The organism is Rathayibacter sp. AY1B7, assembly GCF_002932735.1.
Classification (GTDB): Bacteria; Actinomycetota; Actinomycetes; order Actinomycetales; family Microbacteriaceae; genus Rathayibacter.
In genome coordinates this window covers 79,868-101,747 of record NZ_PSWK01000005.1, presented here as the reverse complement: position 1 = coordinate 101,747, position 21,880 = coordinate 79,868, and the positions used below count along the sequence as shown (strand labels likewise).

Here is a 21,880-nt window from a genome sequence, read left to right as displayed (position 1 = left end):
AGTGACGCGGAGGTGAACAGGCGGGGTCGGCCCCCCGGCTCAGTGCGCCATCGGGAGCGGCGCGTCCGACTCCGCCGGGCGGCGGACGAAGAACGCGGCCACGATCGCGACCGTCGCGATCGACGCGCCCCACAGGAACGCGGAGTGGATGCCGCCGGCGTAGGAGGCGACCTCGTCGGCTCCGCCCTGCGCGAGCTCCGCCGACCGGATCGAGAGGACGGTGACGAACAGCGCCGTGCCCGCCGCGCCGCCCAGCTGCTGCACGGTGCCGATGATCGCGCTGCCGTGCGAGTACAGCGAGGGGCGCACCGAGCCGAGGCCGGCGGTGAACAGCGGCGTGAAGACGAAGGCGAGGCCCAGGCTGAGGGTGACGTGCAGCGAGAGGACGAACCAGGGCGACGAGTCCGCCGCGAGCAGGGTGTACCCCCACAGTGCACCGGCGACGACGATCGAGCCGGGCACGAGCAGCACGCGCGGGCCGAAGCGGTCGTAGCCGCGGCCGACGAACGGCGCGAGCAGGCCCATCAGCAGGCCGCCGGGGAGCAGGAGCAGCCCGGTCTCCAGCGGAGTGAGGCCCAGCACGTTCTGCGTGTAGAGGGGCAGCAGGATCAGCGTGCCGAAGAGCGCCGACATGCTGACCGCCATCATCGCGATGACGATGGTGAAGTTCGCGGAGGAGAAGGTCCGGAGGTCCAGCAGGGCCCGGTCGGTGCGCTGCAGCAGGAGCTGGCGCGCGATGAAGCCCGCGAGGCCGAGGCCCGCGACGACGAACGGGATCCACGGCGCGACGACCGCGGCTCCGCCCTCGCCGAGGCTCGACAGGCCGTAGACGAGGCCGCCGAAGCCGAAGACCGAGAGGACGACCGAGAGCGAGTCGATCGGGATGGAGCGGGGCTCGGTGACGTTCTCGACCTTGCGCAGGCCCAGGAGCAGCGCGCCGATCGCGATCGGCAGCACGATCCAGAACATCCAGCGCCAGCCGAGGAAGTTGAGGATGACGCCCGAGATCGTCGGTCCGACGGCCGGAGCCACCGAGATGACGATCGAGATGTTGCCCATCATCAGGCCGCGGATCGCCGGGGGCACCAGCGTCATCACGGTCGTCATCAGCAGCGGCATCATGATGGCCGTGCCGCCGGCCTGCACCACGCGGGCCGCCAGGAGGACCGCGAAGGTCGGGGCGAGCGCGGCGGTGAGCGTGCCGAGGCTGAAGAGGATCATCGCGGCGGCGAAAAGCGTGCGGGTGTGCAGCCGCTGGATCAGGTAGCCCGTGATCGGGATGACGACGGCCATCGTGAGCATGAAGGCGGTCGAGAGCCACTGGCCCACGTGCGCCTCGACGTCGAAGTCGCGCATGAGGTCGGGCAGTGCCACGCTCATGATCGTCTCGTTGAGGATCACGACGAACGCCGACACCAGCAGGAGGCTGATGACCAGGCGGCTGCGCGGCTCGAGGGTCGTGGCGGCGGCGGGTGCGGCGGGCCGCGCGGCGGGAAGGGTGCTGCGCTCGGTCACAGGTGTTCTCCGGTCGTGAGGGGGATCGGTGTGAGGGGCGCATCGACGGCTCGACTCGCGGGCGCGGATGCGGGGTACGGAGGGAGAACAGAGGCGGACACCCCGGACATTCCCGATCGACGGGGATCCGCTGCGAGAGGTCTCAGGCGAGGACCGCGGAGAGCGCGGAGGACGCGCCCTCGGCCTCCTCGAGCGTGGCGCCCTCGCCGAAGCTGAACCGCACGGCGGTCCGGGCGACGTCGGGGTCGAGGCCGAGGGCCAGCAGCGCGGGCGAGGGCTCGTCGCGCCCGGCGGCGCACGCCGAGCCGCTCGAGACGACGACGCCGCGCTCCTCCAGCTCGAGGAGCGTCGACTCGCCGCTGCGCCCGGGGACGGCGTACGCGGCGATCGAGGGGAGCCGGTGCGCCGCGGAGCCCAGCGGCACGGCCCGGGGCGCCAGGGCCGCGACCCGCTCGGCGAACGCGTCCCGGACCGCTCCGACCCGCGCCGCGCGGTCCGGATCGAGCAGGCGCACCGCGGTGCCGAGCGCGACCGCGAAGGCCACGTTCTCGGTGCCCGAGCGCCGCTCCCGCTCCTGGCCGCCGCCGTGCAGCAGGGGCTCGAACGGGAGCCGGCTGCGCAGCAGCAGCGCCCCCACGCCCTTCGGCGCCCCGAGCTTGTGCCCCGAGACCGAGACCGCGTCGGCGCCCCAGCCCGCGACGTCCAGCCAGCCGGCGGCCTGGACGGCGTCCACGTGCAGCGGCACGCCCCGCGATCGGCAGAGCGCCGCGATCGCCGGAACGTCCTGCACCGTCCCGATCTCGTTGCTCGCCGCGAGCACCGAGACCAGCGCGGTGTCCGGCCGGACCAGCGCGGCGAGCGCGTCGAGGTCGAGCAGGCCGGTCGCGTCGACGGGGGCCGTCGACACCTCGAAGCCGTGCAGGCGCCGGAGGTGGTCGGCCGACTCGACGGTCGCCTCGTGCTCGAGCGCCGAGATCACCAGGTGCCGTCCGCGCGGCGATCCCAGCGCGAGGCCCTTGACCGCCGTGTTGATCGACTCCGTGCCGCCGGAGGTGAAGAGCGTCTCGGAGGCGCGGCCGCCGAGGAAGCGGGCCACGTGAGCGCGCGCCGCCTCGAGCGCGCGCGCCGCGGCGTCGCCGAGCGAGTGGCTGCTCGACGGGTTGCCGTACTCCGCGGTGAGGAACGGCCACATGGCCTCCAGCACCTCGCGGCGCACGGGCGAGGTCGCGGCGTGGTCGAGGTAGATCACTCGACCGCGATGTCCAGGCCGAGGTCGAGCGAGCGGACGCTGTGGGTGAGCGCGCCGACGGAGATCACGTCGACTCCCGCCTCCGCGATCGCGCGCACGGTCGTGAGGTCGACGCCGCCGCTCGCCTCGACCACGGCCCGCCCGCCGATGAGGGCGACGCCCTGGCGGAGCAGCTCGGGGGTGAAGTTGTCGAGCATGATCGTGTCCGCGCCTCCCGCCAGCGCGGGCTCGATCTGGTCGAGCCGGTCGACCTCGACCTCGAGGTGCGCCGTGTGCGGGATCGAGGCGCGCGCCGCCCGCAGGGCCGCGGTCAGGTCGATCCCGCGCGCGGCGAGCACCGCGAGGTGGTTGTCCTTCGCCAGCACCGCGTCCGAGAGCGAGAAGCGGTGGTTGCGGCCGCCGCCGCTGCGGACGGCGTGCCTCTCGAGCGCGCGCAGGCCCGGCGTGGTCTTGCGGGTGTCGACGATGCGGGCGCGCGTCCCCTCCACCGCGGCGACGTACTGCGCCGTCAGGGTGGCGATGCCGCTCATCCGCTGCACGAGGTTGAGCGCGACGCGCTCGCCGCGGAGCACGCCGCCCGCGGGGCCCTCGATCCGGGCGAGGGTCTGCCCGGCCTCGAAGACCGCGCCGTCCTCCACGAGCACCGAGCAGCGGATCCGGGAGTCGGCCTGCCGCATCGTGCCGACGAGGACGGCGCCGCCGCTGAGGACGCCGGGCTCGCGGGCCACGAGGGCTGCGCTCGCGGTGGCGTCCGCGGGGAGGAGGGTGTCGGAGGTCAGGTCGCCCCAGGGCGCGTCCTCCTCGAGGGCGAGGGTGACGACGCGGTCGATGCTCTGGCGGGTCAGCACGGAAGGGCCGCCTCTCTGGTGGGGGCGGCGGCGCTCGCCGTCGCGGGGTCGGGGGAGTCGGTGCGGTGGTGGGCGCCGACGGAGTGCGTGCGCGCGAGCGCGGCGTCGATGAGAGCGAGGGCGCAGATCAGCAGGTTCGCGTCCTCGAGCGTCCTCAGTCCGAGCGGAGCGGGCGAGGCGGAGGCGACGAGCGCGTCGCGCGCCGCTGTGAGCCCCGCCGCGTCCCGGGAGAGGCCGGCTCCCGCCCACATCGCGTCCTGGAGAGCGGTGCGGTCGAGCGTCATCGGGACGACGGCGCGGGGAGGGGCGACCGGGCCGCCGCTCCAGGAGAGGGAGTCGAGGGCGAGCGCCGCGCGACGCGCGAACACGACGCCCTCGAGCAGGCTGTTGGAGGCGAGGCGGTTCGCGCCGTGGACGCCGGTGCGGGCGACCTCGCCGACCGCGAGCAGCCCGGGGAGGCTGGTGCGCCCGTCCAGGTCGGTCGCGATCCCGCCCATCCAGTAGTGCGCGGCCGGAGTCACGGGCAGCAGGTCGTCGGCGAGCGAGAGCCCGTTCTCGCGGCAGGCCGCCGAGATCGTCGGGAACCTCTTCGCCAGCACCTCGGGGTCGATCGCCCGGGCGTCCAGGTGCACGGGCAGTCCGCCCTGCAGCCGCATCCGCTCCGCGATCGCGCGCGCCACGACGTCGCGCGGCGCCAGCTCGGCCTCGGGGTGCACCCCGGCCAGGAACCGCTCGCCGGCGGCGTCGCGCAGCACCGCGCCCTCGCCGCGCACCGCCTCCGAGACGAGGAAGCCGCCCGGCAGCGCGAGCGTGGTCGGGTGGAACTGGTAGAACTCCAGGTCCGCCGTCTCCGCTCCCGCCCGCAGGGCGGCGGCGAGCCCGTCCCCGGTCGCGACGGACGGATTGGTGGTGTGCCGGTAGAGCTGCCCGGCGCCTCCGGTGGCCAGCACGACCGCGTCAGCCGCCAGGCGCTCGAGCACGCCGTCGTGCAGGACGTCGGCGCCCGTGACCGAGCCGCCCTCCCGCACGAGGTCGACCAGGGCGGCGTGCTCGCGCACCTCGACGGACGAGGCCCGCACCGCCGCCACGAGAGCGGCCTCGATCGCGGCGCCCGTCGCGTCGCCGCCGGCGTGCAGGATCCGCGGACGCGAGTGGGCGCCCTCGAGTCCCCGCGCCAGCTCGCCGCCCTCGCGGTCGAAGCCGACGCCCCACTCCTGCAGCACCGCGACCGCCTCCGGCCCCTCGGCGCAGAGCACCTCGACCGCCGAGCGCACGGCGAGGCCCGCACCGGCGGTGAGCGTGTCCTCCACGTGCAGCGCCACGGAGTCGCCCGGCGCCGTGACCGCGGCGATCCCGCCCTGCGCGGCGCGCGTCGACGACTCCGCCAGCGCGCCCTTGGTGACGAGCAGCACCTCGTGGCGGCGCTGCGCCGTCAGCGCGGCGACCAGCCCGGCGATGCCGCTGCCGACGACGACGACCCGCGCCATGTCAGACCGCCGCCGGCCCGGCGGGCGGAACGGCCGCGAGCATCCGCTCGAGGGCGATGCGCGCCTCGGCCTGCACCGACTCCGCGACCTCGATCCGGTTGAGCACCGTCCCCGCGACCAGTCCCTCGAGCACCCAGGCGAGGTAGCCGGGGTGGATGCGGTACATGGTCGAGCAGGGGCAGACCACGTCGTCGAGGCAGAAGATCGTGTGCTGCGGGTACTGGACGGCGAGGCGCTGCACCAGGTTGATCTCGGTGCCGATCGCGAAGGTCGATCCCGCGGGTGCCGCCTGGATCGCCTTCACGATGTAGTCGGTCGAGCCGTACTCGTCGGCCGCGTCGACGACCGCCATCGGGCACTCCGGGTGCACGATCACGCGCACGCCCGGGTGCTCGGCGCGCGCCTTCGCGATCTGGGCCGTCGTGAAGCGCTTGTGCACCGAGCAGAAGCCGTGCCAGAGGATCACCTGCGCGTCCAGGAGCGTCGCGGTGTCGGAGCCGCCCTGCGGCTTCCGCGGGTTCCACATCGGCATCCGCTCCAGCGGCACGCCCATCGCCTTGGCGGTGTTGCGGCCGAGGTGCTGGTCGGGGAAGAACAGCACCCGCTGCCCGCGCGCGAACGCGTCCTCGAGCACGGTCGCCGCGTTCGAGGAGGTGCAGACCACGCCTCCGTTGCGGCCGCAGAACGCCTTCAGCGCGGCGGAGGAGTTCATGTACGTGACCGGGACGAGCGGCACGCGGCCGTCGGCGTCCGGCTCGGTGCCGTAGAGCTCGGTGAGCTCGGCCCACGCGTCCTCGACGGAGTCGATGTCGGCCATGTCCGCCATCGAGCAGCCGGCCGCCAGATTCGGGAGGATCACGGCCTGCTCCGGTCCGGAGAGGATGTCGGCCGTCTCCGCCATGAAGTGCACGCCGCAGAAGACGATGGCCTCGGCGTCGGGCCGGCTCGTCGCCGCCTTCGCCAGCTGGAACGAGTCGCCCACGTAGTCGGCGTACTGCACCACCTCGTCCCGCTGGTAGAAGTGCCCGAGCACGACGACCCGCTCGCCGAGCGTCTCCTTCGCCGCGAGGATGCGGTGGTGCAGCTCGTCGGCGCTCGCCGTCGTGTACTCCTCCGGCAGACGTCCCTGGACCGGGGCGTCGGCCGGGATCGGGTCGGCCTGGGAGGCGCCGGGCCCGTAGGCGGGCAGGCCGAGGTCGAACGACCAGGGGGCCTCCGCGAGCTCGGGCGCGCAGGTGGCGCCGGGCGCGGAGCCGCCCTCGATGAGTCGGATGGTGCTGTCGACGGATGTCACGGTGTTCTCCTCGTGAGGCGGGTGGGGGAGTCGGGCGGCGCGCTCAGACGGGCAGCGGGCCGTTGTCGACGAGCGCCGCCGACTCGTCGTAGCGGTAGAGGCGCGGGGGACGGTGGCGGGTGCCCGTCAGGCGCTCCCCGGTGGGCACCACGGTGCCGGAGCTCTCGATCGTCCGGCGGAAGTTGGCCGGGTCGAGGGGCTTCTGCAGGACGGCCTCGTGGACCTCCCGCAGCTGGGACAGGGTGAAGGCGCCGCCGAGGAAGGCCTGCGCGATGCGGGAGTACTCCATCTTGTTGCGCAGGCGCCAGAGGGCGTACTCGACGATCAGTCCGTGGTCGAAGGCGAGCTCGAGCGGCAGATCGGTGCAGAGCCAGGCGACGTTCTCTCCCACGATGGCCTCGTCGGCCTCGGCGGAGCGCACGAGCGCCCAGTAGACGATCGACACGACGCGGTCCTCGCCGGGGGAGCGGTCGGTGCCGCCGACGGCGTAGAGCTGCTCGAGGTAGCGCGGAGCCAGGCCCGTGGTCTCGCGGAGAGTGCGGCGGGCCGACTCGGCGAGGTCCTCGTCCGGATGCAGCGGTCCGCCGGGCAGTGCCCAGAGTCCCTCGAACGGCTCGCGGATGCGCCGGACGACGGGGATCCAGACGGTGCTCGCTCCGGTCTCCGGGTGCGGCCGCAGGGCGAAGATCACCGTCGACACGGCGAGCTGCACGTCCGGCATCCGACGCCCCCTACTAAGAGTCGCACCGACTGTAAGTGCTGGGATCACCTTAGTGTAACGAACACCTGAACACCTAGCGGAAGAGGCGCCACGCCGCGCAGGGTCCGCCCTCACCGCTAGGCTGACCGCACAACCGAATACCGGGCCGCAATACGCGACGCGGGAGAGCCGACTCCGGTCGGCACCGAAGGAGCAAGCCTCCCCGCCAATCTCTCAGGTCTTGTACCGCGTCGAACTGGCCACTCTGGAAAGCGATCCGCTCGGATCCGCCCATGGTGAAAGCGCTCGACCCCTCGGGGCGGCGCGAATCTCTCAGGCTCCACGACAGAGGGGGAGTTCCCACGGCACTGCTGTGCTCTGCCGCGAACGCGGCGCGAGTCCAGCACTGCGACGAAATGGAGAACTCATGTCCGAGACCCCGACGACCAGCCCCGAAGCCCGCTACTCGCCCCTGCACGAGGTGCACGTCGCCGCCGGCGCGTCCTTCACCGACTTCGCCGGGTGGCAGATGCCGGTCCGCTACTCCGGCGATCTCGCCGAGCACCACGCCGTGCGCACCGCCGCCGGCCTCTTCGACCTCTCGCACATGGCCGAGATCCTCGTCGTCGGCCCCGAGGCGGTCGACGCCCTCGACTACGCGCTGGCGAGCGACATCTCGGCCGTCGCCGCCGGCCGCGCGAAGTACACCCTCCTCCTGGAGCGCACGGGCGGCGTGATCGACGACCTCGTCGTCTACCGCACGGGCGAGGACCGCTTCATGGTCGTCGCGAACGCGGCCAACCGGCACATCGTCGCCGAGACGCTCCGCGACCGCACCGCGATGTTCGAGTGCGAGCTGTTCGACGAGAGCGACGACGTCGCCCTCATCGCGCTGCAGGGCCCGCGCTCGCTCGAGATCCTGCAGAACGTCCAGGGCCTCGCCGTCGAGACCGAGCGGGGAGCGGAGTCGGTGCTCGACACGGACGACGCCGCCCGCCTGCTCGCGGAGCTGCGCTACTACCGCGCCGTGCCCGCGACCTTCGAGGCGCACCCGATCCTGATCGCGCGCACCGGGTACACAGGCGAGGACGGCTTCGAGATCTACGTCTCGCCCGACTCCGCTCCCGCGCTCTGGCAGGCTCTCGCCGAGACCGGCGCCGGAGCGGGCCTCGTCCCCGCCGGCCTCGCCGCCCGCGACACCCTCCGCCTCGAGGCGGGCATGCCGCTCTACGGCCACGAGCTCTCCCGCGACGTCTTCCCCGCACAGGCCGGCCTCGGCCGCGTCGTCGCCTTCGGGAAGCCGATCGACTTCGTCGGCCGCGCGGCCAGCGAGGAGGGTCCCTCCGGAGAAGCTCCTGTGCTCGTCGGGCTCGTCGGCGAGGGCCGCCGCGCCGCCCGCGCCGACTACACCGTCCTCTCCGGCGACGACGAGGTCGGAGTGGTCACCAGCGGCGTCCTCTCGCCGACCCTGGGCGTCCCGATCGCGATGGCCTACGTCGCCCCCGCCTCCGCGCAGCCCGGGACGGCGCTCGCCGTCGACATCCGCGGCACGCGCCTCCCGATGACCGTCACCGAGCTCCCCTTCTACTCGAGAAAGAAGAACTGACATGGCCGTGCCCACCGAGCTGCAGTACACCTCCGACCACGAGTGGATCCGGGTCGACGGAGAGGTCGCGACCGTCGGCATCACCGCCTACGCCGCCGACAAGCTGGGCGACGTCGTCTTCGTCGAGCTCCCCGAGGCGGGAGCCCGCGTCGAGGGCGGCAGCGTCGTCGGCGAGATCGAGTCGACCAAGTCGGTGGGCGAGCTGTTCGCCCCCGTCGACGGCGAGGTCCTCGAGGCCAACACGGCCGTCGTCGACAGCCCCGAGCTCGTCAACTCCGACCCGTTCGGCGAGGGGTGGCTGATCCGGGTCCGCTTCGACGCCCTGCCCGACGGCCTCCTCGACTCGGCCGCCTACACCGAGCTGGTCGGCGAGTAGATGGCGGCCACCAGGACCCCCGGCGCCTTCGAGTCCCGCCACATCGGGACCGACGCCGACGCGCAGCGCACCATGCTCGCGGCTCTCGGCTACGACTCCGTGGAGGAGCTCGTCACCGCCGCCGTCCCCGAGTCGATCCACGTCCGCGACCTCCCGCGGGTGCTGCCCGCTCCGGCCACCGAGACGGAGGCGCTCGCCGAGCTGCGCGCCCTCGCCGCGAGGAACACGGTGCGTCGGCCGATGATCGGCCTCGGCTACTACGGCACGCACACCCCCGCCGTGATCAAGCGCAACGTGCTCGAGAACCCCAGCTGGTACACGGCCTACACCCCGTACCAGCCCGAGATCTCGCAGGGGCGCCTGGAGGCGCTGATCAACTTCCAGACGATGGTCTCCGACCTCACCGGCCTCGACACGGCCGGCGCGTCGATGCTCGACGAGGGCACGGCCGTCGTCGAGGCGATGCTGCTCGCGCGCCGCGCCTCGAAGGCGCGCACCGACGTCTTCGTCGTCGACTCCGACGCTCTCCCGCAGACCCTCGCGCTGCTGCGCGGCCGCGCGGAGGCCGTCGGCATCCGCATCGTCGAGCTCCCGCTCTCGCGCACCGCCGCGGAGGAGGTGCCGGAGTGCTTCGGCGCACTCGTGCAGTACCCCGGCGCGTCCGGGCACCTCTGGGACCCGTCGGCGGTGCTCGCCGCGGTGAAGGCCCACGGAGGCCTGGCCGTCGTCGCCGCCGACCTGCTCGCGCTGACCCTGGTGCGCTCGCCGGGCGAGCTCGGCGCGGACGTCGCGGTCGGCACCACGCAGCGCTTCGGCGTCCCGCTGGGCTTCGGAGGGCCGCACGCCGGCTACCTCGCCGTCCGCAAGGGACTCGAGCGCCAGCTGCCCGGCCGCCTCGTCGGCGTCAGCCAGGACGCGGACGGCCACCCCGCCTACCGCCTGTCCCTCCAGGCCCGCGAGCAGCACATCCGCCGTGAGAAGGCGACCTCGAACATCTGCACCGCGCAGGTCCTCCTGGCGGTCATGGCGGCGATGTACGCGGTCTACCACGGGCCGGACGGGCTCGCCGCGATCGCAGAGCGCGTGCACGGCCGGGCCGCGCTCCTCGCGCGCCTCCTCCTCGACCGGGGCCACTCCCTCCGGCACGCCGACTTCTTCGACACCGTCTCGGTCGTCGTGCCCGGCGGCGCGGAGGCGGCGGTCGCCCGCGCCCGCCAGGCCGGCTTCGACGTGCGCCTGGTCGACGCCGACACGGTCTCGGTGTCGATCGACGAGACGGTCACCGACCTCGAGGTGATCGCCGTCGCGACCGCCGTCGGGCAGCTGGACTCGTCGTTCGGCTTCCTCAGCGGCTCCGCGCGGAGCATCCCCGCCGAGCTCGACCGCCGCACGCCGTTCCTCGTGCACCCGGTCTTCAGCAGCCACCACAGCGAGACCTCGATGATGCGCTACCTCAAGCGCCTCGCCGACTCGGACTACGCGCTGGACCGCGGCATGATCCCGCTCGGCTCCTGCACCATGAAGCTCAACGCCGCCACCGAGATGGAGGCGGTCAGCTGGCCCGAGTTCGCGGACCTGCACCCGTTCGCCCCCGAGGCGGACGTGCAGGGCTCGCTGGCGCTGATCGACCAGCTGGAGGGGTGGCTCGCCCACCTCACGGGCTACGACTCCGTGTCGCTCCAGCCCAACGCCGGCTCGCAGGGCGAGCTCGCGGGCCTGCTGGCGATCCGCGGCTGGCACCGGTCGAACGGCGACGAGGACCGCACGGTCTGCCTGATCCCCTCGAGCGCCCACGGCACCAACGCCGCGAGCGCGGTCCTCGCCGGCATGCGCGTCGTCGTCGTGGCCTGCGACGAGCTCGGCAACGTCGACCTGGACGACCTCCGGGCGAAGATCGCCGAGCACGCGGGCTCCCTCGCCGCGCTGATGATCACCTACCCGTCGACCCACGGCGTCTACGAGCACGAGGTCGCCGAGATCTGCCGCCTCGTCCACGAGGCCGGCGGACAGGTGTACGTGGACGGCGCGAACCTCAACGCGCTTCTGGGCTTCGCCCGCTTCGGAGACTTCGGCGGCGACGTCTCGCACCTCAACCTGCACAAGACGTTCTGCATCCCGCACGGCGGAGGCGGTCCCGGCGTCGGTCCCGTCGCCGCGAAGGCGCACCTCGCGCCGTTCCTGCCCGGTCACCCGCTCGCGCAGCGGCTCGAGCACGGCGTGGGCACGCAGGGCGAGCGGATCGTCCACGGCGGCGCACCGGTGTCGGCAGCGCCCTACGGCAGCCCCGGCATCCTGCCGATCTCGTGGGCGTACGCCCGGATGATGGGCGAGGAGGGCCTGCGGGCCGCGACCGGGGCGGCCGTCCTCTCGGCCAACTACGTCGCCGCGCGCCTCCGCGAGCACTACCCGGTGCTCTACACGGGGGACAACGGGCTCGTCGCCCACGAGTGCATCCTCGACATCCGTCCGCTGACGGCGGCGACCGGAGTGACCGTGGACGACGTCGCCAAGCGCCTCGTCGACTACGGCTTCCACGCCCCGACCATGAGCTTCCCCGTCGCCGGGACCCTGATGGTCGAGCCGACGGAGAGCGAGGACCTCGTCGAGATCGACCGCTTCATCGACGCGATGATCGGGATCCGGGCGGAGGCCGACCGCGTCGGCGCGGGGGAGTGGCCGGTGGACGACAACCCGCTGCGCGGCGCCCCGCACACCGCCGAGTGCCTGACGGCCGAGGAGTGGACGCACCCCTACAGCCGCGAGCAGGCCGTCTACCCGGTCCGCTCGCTGGTGCGCGGCAAGTACTGGCCGCCGGTCCGCCGGATCGATCAGGCCTACGGCGACCGCAACCTCGTCTGCGCCTGCCCGCCCATCGAGGCCTTCGCCTGATCCGCCCGCACGCGCTCGTCCGCAACCGAGGGTGAGAGAGCAGGAACGGAGCCCCGAGCCCGTCCTCGGCTCTCCGACCCTCGGTTGCGGGCACCGTCGGTCCCTCACAGGCGCGGAGTGGGGCGCAGTCCTCCCGATCCGGGGGGAACGGCGCACGGCGACTCCGATGCACGAGGGAGCCCGACCGTGTGGAACGCGTGGTGGAGGTGCTGGCAGGCAGGGCTCGACGGAGTAGTGACGAGCGAGCAGCTCCACCGTGCGGGCGTCACGCCGCGGCAGTGGAGAGCCGCGGCGCGGTCCTGCGGCTCCTCGGATGCGATCGGTCCGACGTCACGTCCGCGGAGCCGGCGGCGCGAACAGCTCGGGCCAGAGGGCGACGGCCAACGGGTACCCGACGAACGAGACGATGTCGATGATCGAGTGGGCGATCACCAGGGGCAGGGTGCGGCCGAAGCGCTGGTAGAACAGTCCGAACACCAGGCCCATGACCACGTTCCCGATGAAGGGCCCGATGCCCTGGTACAGGTGGTAGCTGCCCCGGAGCAGCGCACTGGTCACCAGGATCCGCCACCGCCCCCAGCCCAGATCGCCCAGGCGGGCGAAGAGGTACCCGATCACGACGACCTCCTCCTGCACTCCCGCCCGGATCGCGGAGAGCACGAGCACCGGCACCGTCCACCAGTACGCGTCCAGCGGCGAGGCCACCACCGCCACGGTGATGCCCAGCGCGCGTCCGACGGCGTACAGCGCGATGCCCGGCGCGCCGATCGCCACCGCGAGGACGGTCCCGGTCCCCAGGTCCGCGAACGGCCGGCGCAGGTCGAGCCCCAGGCGCCCGAGCGGACGGCCCGAGCTCTGCCAGAGCAGGAACGCGCAGAGGGCCACCGGCACCAGGTCGAAGAAGAGCGCGAGCAGCTGGTAGACGAGGTCGAAGCCCGGGCGGTCGCTGAGGGCGCCGTTGATCGTCGCGGTCTGGTCGGCCAGTGCGGTCGAGCGGGTGAGCCGGTTGGCGATGGAGACCACCGAGTAGACCGCGGAGGCGCCCAGCGAGAGCCCGAGGACCAGCAGGATCTCGATGCGGATCCGGCGCCGTCCGGGCGCGGATCCTGACAGGTCGGTGGACACTCCGTGCGTCTCCTCTGAAGTCGATGTGTTGCGCGACGGCCGCCCGGTACGCACGTTTCGTGCAGAACAGCGCAAGGATTCCACCTCCCGGTTACCGCTGTGTAACGGTTGCCACATGCTTTTGTGCAGATAGCGGGCGAATACATAGTCTCGTTGAAGGCATCCGCGCGACGGCCACCAGTCTCGTGCGCCGCCGCCGTCGCCACGCGCACGGCACTCCACGCGTCAGGGAAACCACTTCTCGCGCGCCCCCACATCACTGGAGGAATAGTGAACATCAGACGTTACGGATTCGGGGCTCTGGCGCTCGTCGCCGCGAGCACGCTGGTCCTGGCCGGCTGCAGCAGCTCGAACGACTCGGGCGGAGGTGCATCGGGAGGCGACGCCGCCGCGATCATCTCCACGAACGGCTCCGAGCCGCAGAACCCGCTGATCCCGACGAACACCAACGAGGTGGGCGGCGGCAAGATCCTCGACGAGATCTTCGCGGGCCTGGTCTACTACGACGCCAAGGGCGCCCCCGAGAACGACGTCGCCGAGTCCATCGAGTCGGACGACGCGCAGAACTACACGATCACGATCAAGTCGGGCCTGACCTTCACGAACGGCGACCCGGTCACCTCCAGCTCGTTCATCGACGCCTGGAACTACGGCGCCAAGCTGTCGAACAACCAGCTCAGCGCGTCGTTCTTCTCGAACTTCGAGGGCTTCAGCGACACCGAGGACAGCGAGCTCACCGGCCTCAAGGCCGTGGACGACACCACCTTCACCGTCGCGCTCAAGTCCCCGCAGTCGGACTTCCCGATCAGCCTCGGCTACTCGGCGTACTACCCGCTGCCCGCCGCCGCGTTCGACGACATGGCCGCCTTCGGTGAGAACCCGATCGGCAACGGCCCGTACAAGCTCGACGGCGACGACGCGTGGCAGCACGACGTCCAGATCGAGCTCGTCAAGAACGACGAGTACACCGGCCCCCGCGAGGCCCAGAACGGCGGCCTGAAGATCGTCTTCTACGCCACCCAGGACGCCTCCTACGCCGACCTCCTCGGCGGCAACGTCGACGTGATCGACCAGATCCCGGACTCCGCCTTCGGCACCTTCGAGAGCGACCTCGGCGACCGCGCCGTGAACCAGCCCTCGGCCGTGTTCCAGTCCTTCACCATCCCGGGCCGTCTCCCGCACTTCGACGGCGAGGAGGGCCAGCTCCGCCGCCAGGCGATCTCGATGTCCTTCGACCGCAAGGAGATCACCGACGTGATCTTCGAGGGCACCCGCACCCCGGCCTCCGACTTCACCTCCCCGGTGATCGACGGCTACAGCGACGCCCTCTCCGGCGCCGACGTGCTCGAGTACAACCCCGACGAGGCCAAGGCGCTGTGGGCTCAGGCCGACGCGATCAGCCCCTGGGACGGCACCTTCAAGATCGCCTACAACGCCGACGGCGGCCACCAGGGCTGGGTCGACGCGGTGACCAACTCGATCAAGAACACGCTGGGCATCGACGCCGAGGGCGACGCGTACCCGACCTTCGCCGAGGCGCGCACCAAGATCGTCGACCGCTCGATCGAGACCGCGTTCCGCACCGGATGGCAGGCCGACTACCCGAGCCTCTACAACTTCCTCGGACCGCTCTACGTGACCGGCGCCTCGTCCAACGACGGCGACTACTCGAACCCCGAGTTCGACACCCTGCTCCAGCAGGGCCTGTCGGACGCCGACGCCGACGCTGCGAACAAGACGTTCCAGCAGGCCCAGGAGATCCTCCTGAAGGACCTCCCGTCGCTGCCCCTGTGGTACGCGAACGTGACCGGCGGCTACGGCGAGGGCGTGTCGAACGTCGAGTTCGGCTGGAACTCGGTGCCGCTCTACTACGAGATCACCAAGAACTAAGCTCGAACCACTGGGGCGCTTCGCCCGTGCCGTCGGCCACCAGGTCACGGCACGGGCGGAGCGCCCTGTTTCGGTCACAATCGAATGAGGTCCCCATCCATGCGACTCCGGAACCGGCTGGGCTGACATGCTCGCCTACATCGTCCGACGCATCCTGCAAGCCGTCCCCGTGCTCATCGGCACCACGTTCCTCATCTACTTCATGGTCTTCTCCATGCCGGGGAACCCGCTCCTGTCGCTCTTCGGCGACAAGACGCCGAGCCCCGCACTCCTCGCCCGCCTCGAGGAGCAGTACCACCTGAACGAGCCCTTCTTCGTCCAGTACCTGTACTACCTGGGAGGCGTCGTCCGCGGCGACTTCGGCATCTCGTTCTCCGGCCAGTCCGTCAACGAGATCCTCGCCCGCACCTTCCCGGTCACCCTGACGCTGGCCATGATGGCGATCGTCATCGAGATCGTCGTCGCGCTGACCATCGGCCTCATCAGCGGTCTGCGCAAGGGCAGCTTCTTCGACGCGAGCGCCCTGGTCGTCAGCCTCCTGCTCGTGTCGGTGCCGATCTTCGTGCTCTGCTTCATCGCGCAGTCCTTCTTCGCGATCCAGCTGGGATGGTTCCCTCCGACCGTCGGAGCCGACGCGTCGTTCCAGAGGCTGCTGCTGCCCGCGATCGTGCTCGCCCTGTTCGTGGTCGCGTCGGCCATCCGCCTCACGCGCGGCTCGGTCATCGAGACGGCCGGCTCGGACTTCGTCCGCACCGCGTACAGCAAGGGGCTCTCGCGACGCCGCGTCATCCCCGTGCACGTCCTGCGCAACTCGCTCATCCCGGTCACGACGCAGTTCGGAGCCGACTTCGGCCTCCTGATCGTCGGCGCGACCGTGACCGAGGGCATCTTCAACGTTCCCGGAGTCGGGAACACGCTCTATCAGGCGATCATCCGAGGTGAGCGGCCGACCGTCGTCTCCTTCGTCACGGTCATGGTGCTGTTCTACCTCGTGGTGAACATCCTCGTCGACCTGCTCTACGCCGTACTCGACCCGAGGATCCGCTATGCCAAATGAGTCCACCGGCGGCGCGCAGAAGGCCCGCCGCATCGACCACTTCGTGGCCCCGCTCGAGGAGACGCCGATCGCGTCGGTCGACGCCGTCAGCCTCGACGAGAAGCCCAGCAACCTCTGGACCGACGCGTGGCGCGACCTGCGCAAGCGGCCCATGTTCTGGATCTCGGGCGTCCTGATCCTCGTCATCATCGCCGTCGCGCTGTTCCCGGGCCTGTTCACCTCGGTGGACCCCCGCCAGTGCGCGCTCTCGTTCAGCAACCAGGGCCCCGGCGACGGCAGCCTGCTCGGCTACACCAAGCAGGGGTGCGACGTCTTCTCGCGGATCATCCACGGCACGTCCACGTCGCTGACCGTCGGCCTCATCGTGATCGTGATCACGACGGTCTCCGGCGTCATCGGCGGCGCTCTGGCCGGCTTCTTCGGCGGCTGGGTCGACACCGTGATCATGCGCCTCGGCGACATCTTCTTCTCGATCCCCTACATCCTCGCCGCGGTCGTCATCATGTCCGTCTTCTCGGCCTACCGGAACGTGTTCGTCATCGCCCTGGCGATCGGCGCGTTCGCCTGGCCGACGACGGCGCGCGTCCTGCGCTCCGAGGTCCTCCGCGTGAAGCAGGCCGACTTCGTCGGCGCCGCCACCGCGACCGGCCTCTCCCGCATGGCGATCCTGTTCCGGCACGTGCTGCCGAACTCGATCGCTCCCGTCATCGTCGTCACGACGATCTCGCTCGGCGCGGCCATCACCGCGGAGGCGACGCTGTCGTTCCTCGGCGTCGGCCTTCCCGGCTCGGTCATGTCGTGGGGCAACGACATCAGCCAGGCCCAGCGCGATCTGCGCACCAACCCGCAGACGCTGATCTACCCGTCGATCGCCCTGACGGTCACGGTGCTGAGCTTCATCCTCCTCGGCGAATCGCTCCGCGACGCGCTCGACCCGAAGGCGAGGGCCCTCCGATGACCGCCACGACACCGAACGCACCGCACGGGCCGCTGCTCGAGGTCACCGACCTCGAGGTCGGCTTCCAGACCGGCAGCGGACTGGTCCCCGCCCTCCGCGGCGTGAGCCTCACGATCGAGCACGGCCAGACCGTCGCGATCGTGGGGGAGTCGGGCTCCGGCAAGTCGACGACCGCCGCCGCGATCATCGGCCTGCTCCCCGGCACCGGCCAGGTCACCGCCGGCTCCGTGCTGTTCGACGGCAAGGACCTCGCGAAGGCGACGAGGACCGAGCTTGAGGACATCCGCGGCCGCCGGATCGGCTACGTCCCGCAGGACCCGATGTCGAACCTGAACCCCGTGTGGTCGGTCGGCTTCCAGGTCGAGGAGACCATCAAGGCCAACGGCCTCGCGACCGGTCGCAAGGAGGTGCGCGCCAAGGCGATCGAGGTCCTGCAGAACGCGGGCCTCGCCGACGCGGAGAAGCGCCTCAAGCAGTTCCCGCACCAGTTCTCGGGCGGCATGCGCCAGCGCGTGCTGATCGGCATCGGCCTGGCCGCGGCTCCCCAGCTGCTGATCGCCGACGAGCCCACCTCGGCGCTCGACGTCACGGTCCAGCGCCGGATCCTCGACCACCTCGAGACGCTGACGAAGACCGACGGCACCGCGCTGCTCTTCATCACGCACGACCTGGGCCTCGCCGCCGAGCGCGCCGAGAAGCTCATCGTCATGTACAAGGGCCGCATCGTCGAGTCCGGCGCCTCGGTGGAGGTGCTGCAGAACCCGCAGCACCCCTACACGCAGCGCCTGATCGCGGCGGCGCCCAGCCTCGCGTCGCGCCGCATCCAGTCGACGGCCGGCCGGGCCGTGGAGTCGGTCTCCGGCGAGTCGGAGGCCGTGCGCGAGGTCGACCTGGTCGGCGCGGGCGCCGCGCACCACGCCGGCGCGGTCGCCTCGGGCGCCCCGATGATCGAGGTCGACGGCCTCACGAAGGTCTTCAAGATCCGCCGCGGCGGCCTGAAGGCCGAGGACTTCACCGCCGTCGACAACGTGTCGTTCTCGATCCCGAAGGGCACCACCACGGCGCTCGTGGGCGAGTCCGGATCGGGCAAGTCGACGATCGCCCGCCTGGTGCTGGGCCTCGAGACGGCGACGTCCGGAGCGATCTCGATCGCCGGTCGCCGGACCGAGAAGCTCAAGGGCCGCGACATGCTGGCGCTCCGGCGCTCCATGCAGCCGGTGTTCCAGGACCCGTACGGCTCGCTCGACCCGCTGCACAACATCGGCAACACCATCTCGGAGCCGCTGCGAGTGCACAAGGTCGGCGACCGGACGTCGCAGCGCGAGCGCGTCCTCGAGCTGCTCGACCAGGTGTCCCTCCCGCGCGTGATCGCGAGCCGGTACCCGAACGAGCTCTCCGGCGGCCAGCGCCAGCGCGTGGCGATCGCCCGCGCGCTCGCGCTGAAGCCGGAGATCGTGGTGCTCGACGAGGCCGTGTCGGCTCTGGACGTCCTCGTCCAGGCGCAGATCCTCCGCCTCCTCGCCGACCTGCAGGCCGAGCTCGGGCTGACCTACCTGTTCATCACGCACGACCTGGCGGTGGTCCGCGTGATCGCCGACGACGTCTGCGTGATGCAGAAGGGCAGGATCGTCGAGCACGCCCCGACGGACACCGTGTTCGACTCGCCGCAGCAGGAGTACACCCGCGAGCTGCTCGACGCCATCCCCGGCGCCGGCATCGAGTTCGCGGTCTGACCGACCGTCACCAGGGCCCCGGCCCCGCCTGGAGCGCTCCTCGGAGCCCTCCGGAGCGGGGATCCGGGGCCCTTCGCCGTGCGGACGCCTCGCTGCGGTACGATGGATGGTCCCCCTTTTGCACGAGAACACGAGACGAGTCCGTATCCATGGCAAGTGCCACCCGCTCCGACCTGCGCAACGTCGCGATCGTCGCCCACGTCGACCATGGCAAGACCACGCTGGTCGACGCCATGCTCAAGCAGACGAACTCCTTCGACGCGCACGCCCACGTGGACGAGCGCGCGATGGACTCCAACGAGCTCGAGCGCGAGAAGGGCATCACGATCCTCGCGAAGAACACCGCTGTCTCGTACAGCGGCAAGCACGCGAGCGACGGTCCCATCACCATCAACGTCATCGACACCCCGGGCCACGCCGACTTCGGCGGCGAGGTCGAGCGCGGCCTGTCGATGGTCGACGGCGTCTGCCTCCTCGTCGACGCGTCCGAGGGCCCGCTGCCCCAGACCCGCTTCGTGCTGCGCAAGGCGCTCGAGGCGAAGCTCCCCGTCATCCTCCTGGTCAACAAGACCGACCGCCCCGACGCGCGCATCGACGAGGTCGTCGCCGAGAGCCAGGACCTGCTCCTCGGCCTCGCCTCCGACATGGCCGACGACGTGCCGGACCTCGACCTCGACGCGATCCTCGACGTCCCCGTGGTCTACGCCTCCGGCAAGGCCGGCCGCGCCTCGGCGAACAAGCCCGAGGACGGCACGCTGCCGGACGCCGAGGACCTGGAGCCGCTGTTCGAGGCGATCCTCAAGCACATCCCCGCGCCGACCTACGACGACGACGCGCCCCTCCAGGCCCACGTCACCAACCTCGACGCGTCGCCGTTCCTCGGCCGCCTCGCCCTCCTCCGCGTCTTCAACGGCACGATCAAGAAGGGGCAGACGGTCGCCTGGGTCCACCACGACGGCACCCACACCAACGCGCGCATCACCGAGCTGCTGATCACCAAGGCGCTCGACCGCTACCCGGCCGAGTCCGCGGGCCCCGGCGACATCGTCGCGATCGCGGGCTTCCCCGAGATCACCATCGGCGAGACCATCGCCGACCCCGAGGACATCCGCCCGCTGCCGGCCATCACGGTCGACGACCCGGCGATCTCGATGACGATCGGCACCAACACCTCGCCGCTCGTCGGCAAGGTGAAGGGCCACAAGCTCACGGCGCGCATGGTCAAGGACCGCCTCGACCGCGAGCTCATCGGAAACGTGTCGCTCAAGATCGTCGACATCGGACGCCCCGACTCGTGGGAGGTCCAGGGCCGCGGCGAGCTCGCGCTGGCCATCCTCGTCGAGCAGATGCGCCGCGAGGGCTACGAGCTGACCGTCGGCAAGCCCCAGGTGGTCACCCGCCAGGTCGACGGCAAGACGCACGAGCCCTTCGAGCACCTCACGATCGACGCCCCGGAGGAGTACCTCGGTGCGATCACGCAGCTCCTCGCCGCCCGCAAGGGCCGCATGGACGGCATGTCGAACCACGGCACCGGCTGGGTCCGCATGGAGTTCATCGTTCCGTCGCGCGGCCTGATCGGCTTCCGCACCGAGTTCCTCACCACCACGCGCGGCACCGGCATCGCGAACGCGATCCTGCACGGCTACGAGCCGTGGGCCGGCGCGATCGTCACCCGCAACAACGGGTCGATCGTCGCGGACCGCAACGGCGTCGTGACCCCGTTCGCCATCATCGCGCTCCAGGAGCGGATGACCTTCTTCGTGAACCCCACCGAGGAGGTCTACGAGGGCATGGTGATCGGCGAGAACTCGCGCAACGACGACATGGACGTGAACATCACCAAGGAGAAGAAGCTGACCAACATGCGTCAGTCCACCTCCGACACCTTCGAGTCGATGACGCCGTCGCGTCAGCTGACGCTCGAGGAGTGCCTCGAGTTCGCCCGCGAGGACGAGTGCGTCGAGGTCACCCCCGAGGTCGTCCGCATCCGCAAGGTGGAGCTCGATGCGAACGCCCGCGCGCGCATGACGAGCCGCCTCAAGAAGCAGGGCTGAGCCCCGGGCGCCTCGGCGCCCGCCCACGACGAGACCGGCCGGAGCGATGCTCCGGCCGGTCTCGTCGTCTCCGCCCGGTGCTGCAGCGTGCAGCGCCGATCCCGTCCCTCGCGGTCCGGATCAGCCCGCCGGACTCGGAGAGGGAGAGGGGGTCGAGGACTCCGCCTCGAGCGTCGAGGTGACGAAGGAGACGAACGCCGCCGCGTCGTCCGGCTTCCCCGTGTACTGCTCGCCGTTCACCAGCACGGTGGGCGTCGACTCGAGCTTCGGCAGCGAGGAGTTCGCGAGGGGGAGCGAGGTGGCCCGCTCGGTCGCGGCCTTCACCCAGGGCCGGAACTCGCCCGCGGTCATGCAGGCGAGGACGTCGTCGTCGGTGACGCCCGCTCCGGTCACCAGCGCCCGCAGAGCGTCGTCGTCGAGGCCGGTCGACCCCTCCGCCGGCTGCTGCGCGAAGAGCGCCGCGTTCACGGCGAGGAAGCGGTCCGGATCCTCGTCGGCGACGCACGCCGCGGCGTTCGCGGCCCGGCTGGAGTACTCGGAGCCGGCCGAGGAGGAGTCGAGGATCGCCACCGGGTGGATCTCGAGCGTGATCGCCCCCTTCGTCAGCCACGACTGCAGCTGCTCGGCGTTCGCCTTCTCGAACTGCCCGCAGTACGGGCAGAGGTAGTCGACGTAGAGGTCGACGGCGACGACTCCGCCCGCCCGCGTGGCGCTCTCGTCGGTCGGGACGGGGGAGGCTCCCGGAGCGAGTGCCGCGGTCGTCGTCGCCGACACGGCCGAGCCGTCGCCCGCGAGGACGATGCCGTCGCTGAGCATGTTCGCCGGGCCGGCGCTCGCGACCTCCTGCTGCGACCAGACGTTCCAGCAGACCAGGGCCACGACCGCGAGGAGCCCGACGACCGCTCCGCCCTGCCCGAGCAGCCGGTTCCGGCGCCGCCGGCGCCTCTCCGCTTCGCGGCGCTCCCGCGCCTGCGCTCGGGCGAGCTCCTGGCGCTCGCGCTTGGTCAGGCCGCTTCTCGCACTGTTCCCGGACATCGCCGACGACGCTACGGGCGCAGGCTTCGGCGGGCCGTGGAGTGCGCCCGCCGGATCCTGAGAC

At 71.6% G+C, this 21,880-nt stretch carries 16 protein-coding genes and 1 riboswitch; of the genes, 8 read left to right on the top strand and 8 right to left on the bottom strand.

Annotation, left to right across the window (positions count from 1 at the left end; all coding sequences use genetic code 11):
- Window positions 1-39: 39 nt before the first annotated feature.
- The 6 genes from C5C95_RS04625 to C5C95_RS04600 all read right to left on the bottom strand — a co-directional run bounded on the left by C5C95_RS04625 (window position 40) and on the right by C5C95_RS04600 (window position 7,114).
- Window positions 40-1,515, bottom strand: a complete 1,476-nt coding sequence (locus tag C5C95_RS04625) for a DHA2 family efflux MFS transporter permease subunit (protein ID WP_104323910.1) — start codon at window positions 1,513-1,515, stop codon at window positions 40-42.
- Window positions 1,516-1,657: 142 nt separating this feature from the next.
- A complete protein-coding gene (locus C5C95_RS04620) occupies window positions 1,658-2,764 on the bottom strand; it encodes a cysteine desulfurase family protein (protein ID WP_104323909.1) in 1,107 nt (368 codons plus the stop codon).
- The gene (nadC, locus tag C5C95_RS04615) at window positions 2,761-3,612 is read right to left on the bottom strand and encodes a carboxylating nicotinate-nucleotide diphosphorylase (protein WP_104323908.1); all 852 of its coding nucleotides are present in this window, start codon (window positions 3,610-3,612) and stop codon (window positions 2,761-2,763) included. The genes C5C95_RS04620 and nadC overlap by 4 nt, the downstream gene beginning before the upstream one ends.
- Window positions 3,606-5,099 carry an L-aspartate oxidase gene (gene nadB, locus C5C95_RS04610; RefSeq protein WP_104323907.1) on the bottom strand — a complete coding sequence of 498 codons (1,494 nt, stop codon included), beginning with the start codon at window positions 5,097-5,099 and terminating at the stop codon, window positions 3,606-3,608. The genes nadC and nadB overlap by 7 nt, the downstream gene beginning before the upstream one ends.
- Before the next feature lies 1 nt (window position 5,100).
- On the bottom strand, window positions 5,101-6,393 hold the full coding sequence (nadA, locus tag C5C95_RS04605; protein WP_104222968.1) for a quinolinate synthase NadA: 1,293 nt from the start codon (window positions 6,391-6,393) through the stop codon (window positions 5,101-5,103).
- A gap of 43 nt (window positions 6,394-6,436) precedes the next feature.
- The gene (locus tag C5C95_RS04600; protein ID WP_104323906.1) at window positions 6,437-7,114 is read right to left on the bottom strand and encodes an NUDIX domain-containing protein; all 678 of its coding nucleotides are present in this window, start codon (window positions 7,112-7,114) and stop codon (window positions 6,437-6,439) included.
- A gap of 150 nt (window positions 7,115-7,264) precedes the next feature.
- Window positions 7,265-7,352: riboswitch (glycine riboswitch) on the top strand.
- Window positions 7,353-7,520: 168 nt separating this feature from the next.
- Between C5C95_RS04600 and gcvT the strand changes: the two genes are divergently transcribed.
- From gcvT to gcvP, 3 genes are read left to right on the top strand one after another with little or no spacing between them, the layout of a single operon-like run.
- Window positions 7,521-8,699: a glycine cleavage system aminomethyltransferase GcvT gene (gene gcvT / locus C5C95_RS04595; RefSeq protein WP_104323905.1), complete on the top strand. Its 1,179-nt coding sequence runs from the start codon at window positions 7,521-7,523 to the stop codon at window positions 8,697-8,699.
- 1 nt (window position 8,700) lies between these two features.
- Entirely contained in the window at window positions 8,701-9,075 is a 375-nt protein-coding gene (gene gcvH / locus C5C95_RS04590) for a glycine cleavage system protein GcvH (RefSeq protein ID WP_104237541.1), read from the top strand.
- Window positions 9,076-11,964 carry an aminomethyl-transferring glycine dehydrogenase gene (gcvP, locus tag C5C95_RS04585; RefSeq protein ID WP_104323904.1) on the top strand — a complete coding sequence of 963 codons (2,889 nt, stop codon included), beginning with the start codon at window positions 9,076-9,078 and terminating at the stop codon, window positions 11,962-11,964.
- 330 nt (window positions 11,965-12,294) lie between these two features.
- On the opposite strand, the gene C5C95_RS04580 is transcribed toward gcvP, so the two are convergent.
- Entirely contained in the window at window positions 12,295-13,089 is a 795-nt protein-coding gene (locus C5C95_RS04580; protein WP_258059269.1) for a CPBP family intramembrane glutamic endopeptidase, read from the bottom strand.
- Between the two features lie 270 nt (window positions 13,090-13,359).
- On the opposite strand from C5C95_RS04580, the gene C5C95_RS04575 reads away from it, so the two are divergent.
- From C5C95_RS04575 to typA, 5 genes are all read left to right on the top strand, one after another.
- Window positions 13,360-14,979, top strand: a complete 1,620-nt coding sequence (locus tag C5C95_RS04575) for an ABC transporter substrate-binding protein (protein WP_104222974.1) — start codon at window positions 13,360-13,362, stop codon at window positions 14,977-14,979.
- Between the two features lie 127 nt (window positions 14,980-15,106).
- A complete protein-coding gene (locus C5C95_RS04570) occupies window positions 15,107-16,036 on the top strand; it encodes an ABC transporter permease (protein ID WP_104222975.1) in 930 nt (309 codons plus the stop codon).
- Window positions 16,026-16,994, top strand: a complete 969-nt coding sequence (locus C5C95_RS04565) for an ABC transporter permease (RefSeq protein ID WP_104222976.1) — start codon at window positions 16,026-16,028, stop codon at window positions 16,992-16,994. Before C5C95_RS04570 ends, C5C95_RS04565 begins: the two co-directional genes overlap by 11 nt.
- Complete coding sequence (locus C5C95_RS04560; protein WP_104260189.1) at window positions 16,991-18,727, top strand: ABC transporter ATP-binding protein; 1,737 nt, start codon at window positions 16,991-16,993, stop codon at window positions 18,725-18,727. The genes C5C95_RS04565 and C5C95_RS04560 overlap by 4 nt, the downstream gene beginning before the upstream one ends.
- A gap of 149 nt (window positions 18,728-18,876) precedes the next feature.
- Window positions 18,877-20,781 (top strand): translational GTPase TypA, encoded by a 1,905-nt coding sequence (typA, locus tag C5C95_RS04555; RefSeq protein WP_104222978.1) that lies wholly within the window; start codon window positions 18,877-18,879, stop codon window positions 20,779-20,781.
- A gap of 120 nt (window positions 20,782-20,901) precedes the next feature.
- Here the strand turns inward: typA and C5C95_RS04550 are convergent, their stop codons facing one another.
- Window positions 20,902-21,816: a thioredoxin domain-containing protein gene (locus C5C95_RS04550; protein WP_104323903.1), complete on the bottom strand. Its 915-nt coding sequence runs from the start codon at window positions 21,814-21,816 to the stop codon at window positions 20,902-20,904.
- Window positions 21,817-21,880: the final 64 nt, after the last annotated feature.

Coding starts and splice junctions, on each gene's coding strand:
- C5C95_RS04570 (WP_104222975.1), top strand. CDS start 15,107: ATGCTCGCCTACATCGTCCGACGCATCCTGCAAGCCGTCCCCGTGCTC.
- gcvH (WP_104237541.1), top strand. CDS start 8,701: ATGGCCGTGCCCACCGAGCTGCAGTACACCTCCGACCACGAGTGGATC.
- C5C95_RS04550 (WP_104323903.1), bottom strand. CDS start 21,816: ATGTCCGGGAACAGTGCGAGAAGCGGCCTGACCAAGCGCGAGCGCCAG.
- gcvT (WP_104323905.1), top strand. CDS start 7,521: ATGTCCGAGACCCCGACGACCAGCCCCGAAGCCCGCTACTCGCCCCTG.
- C5C95_RS04600 (WP_104323906.1), bottom strand. CDS start 7,114: ATGCCGGACGTGCAGCTCGCCGTGTCGACGGTGATCTTCGCCCTGCGG.
- C5C95_RS04565 (WP_104222976.1), top strand. CDS start 16,026: ATGCCAAATGAGTCCACCGGCGGCGCGCAGAAGGCCCGCCGCATCGAC.
- nadB (WP_104323907.1), bottom strand. CDS start 5,099: ATGGCGCGGGTCGTCGTCGTCGGCAGCGGCATCGCCGGGCTGGTCGCC.
- gcvP (WP_104323904.1), top strand. CDS start 9,076: ATGGCGGCCACCAGGACCCCCGGCGCCTTCGAGTCCCGCCACATCGGG.
- C5C95_RS04560 (WP_104260189.1), top strand. CDS start 16,991: ATGACCGCCACGACACCGAACGCACCGCACGGGCCGCTGCTCGAGGTC.
- typA (WP_104222978.1), top strand. CDS start 18,877: ATGGCAAGTGCCACCCGCTCCGACCTGCGCAACGTCGCGATCGTCGCC.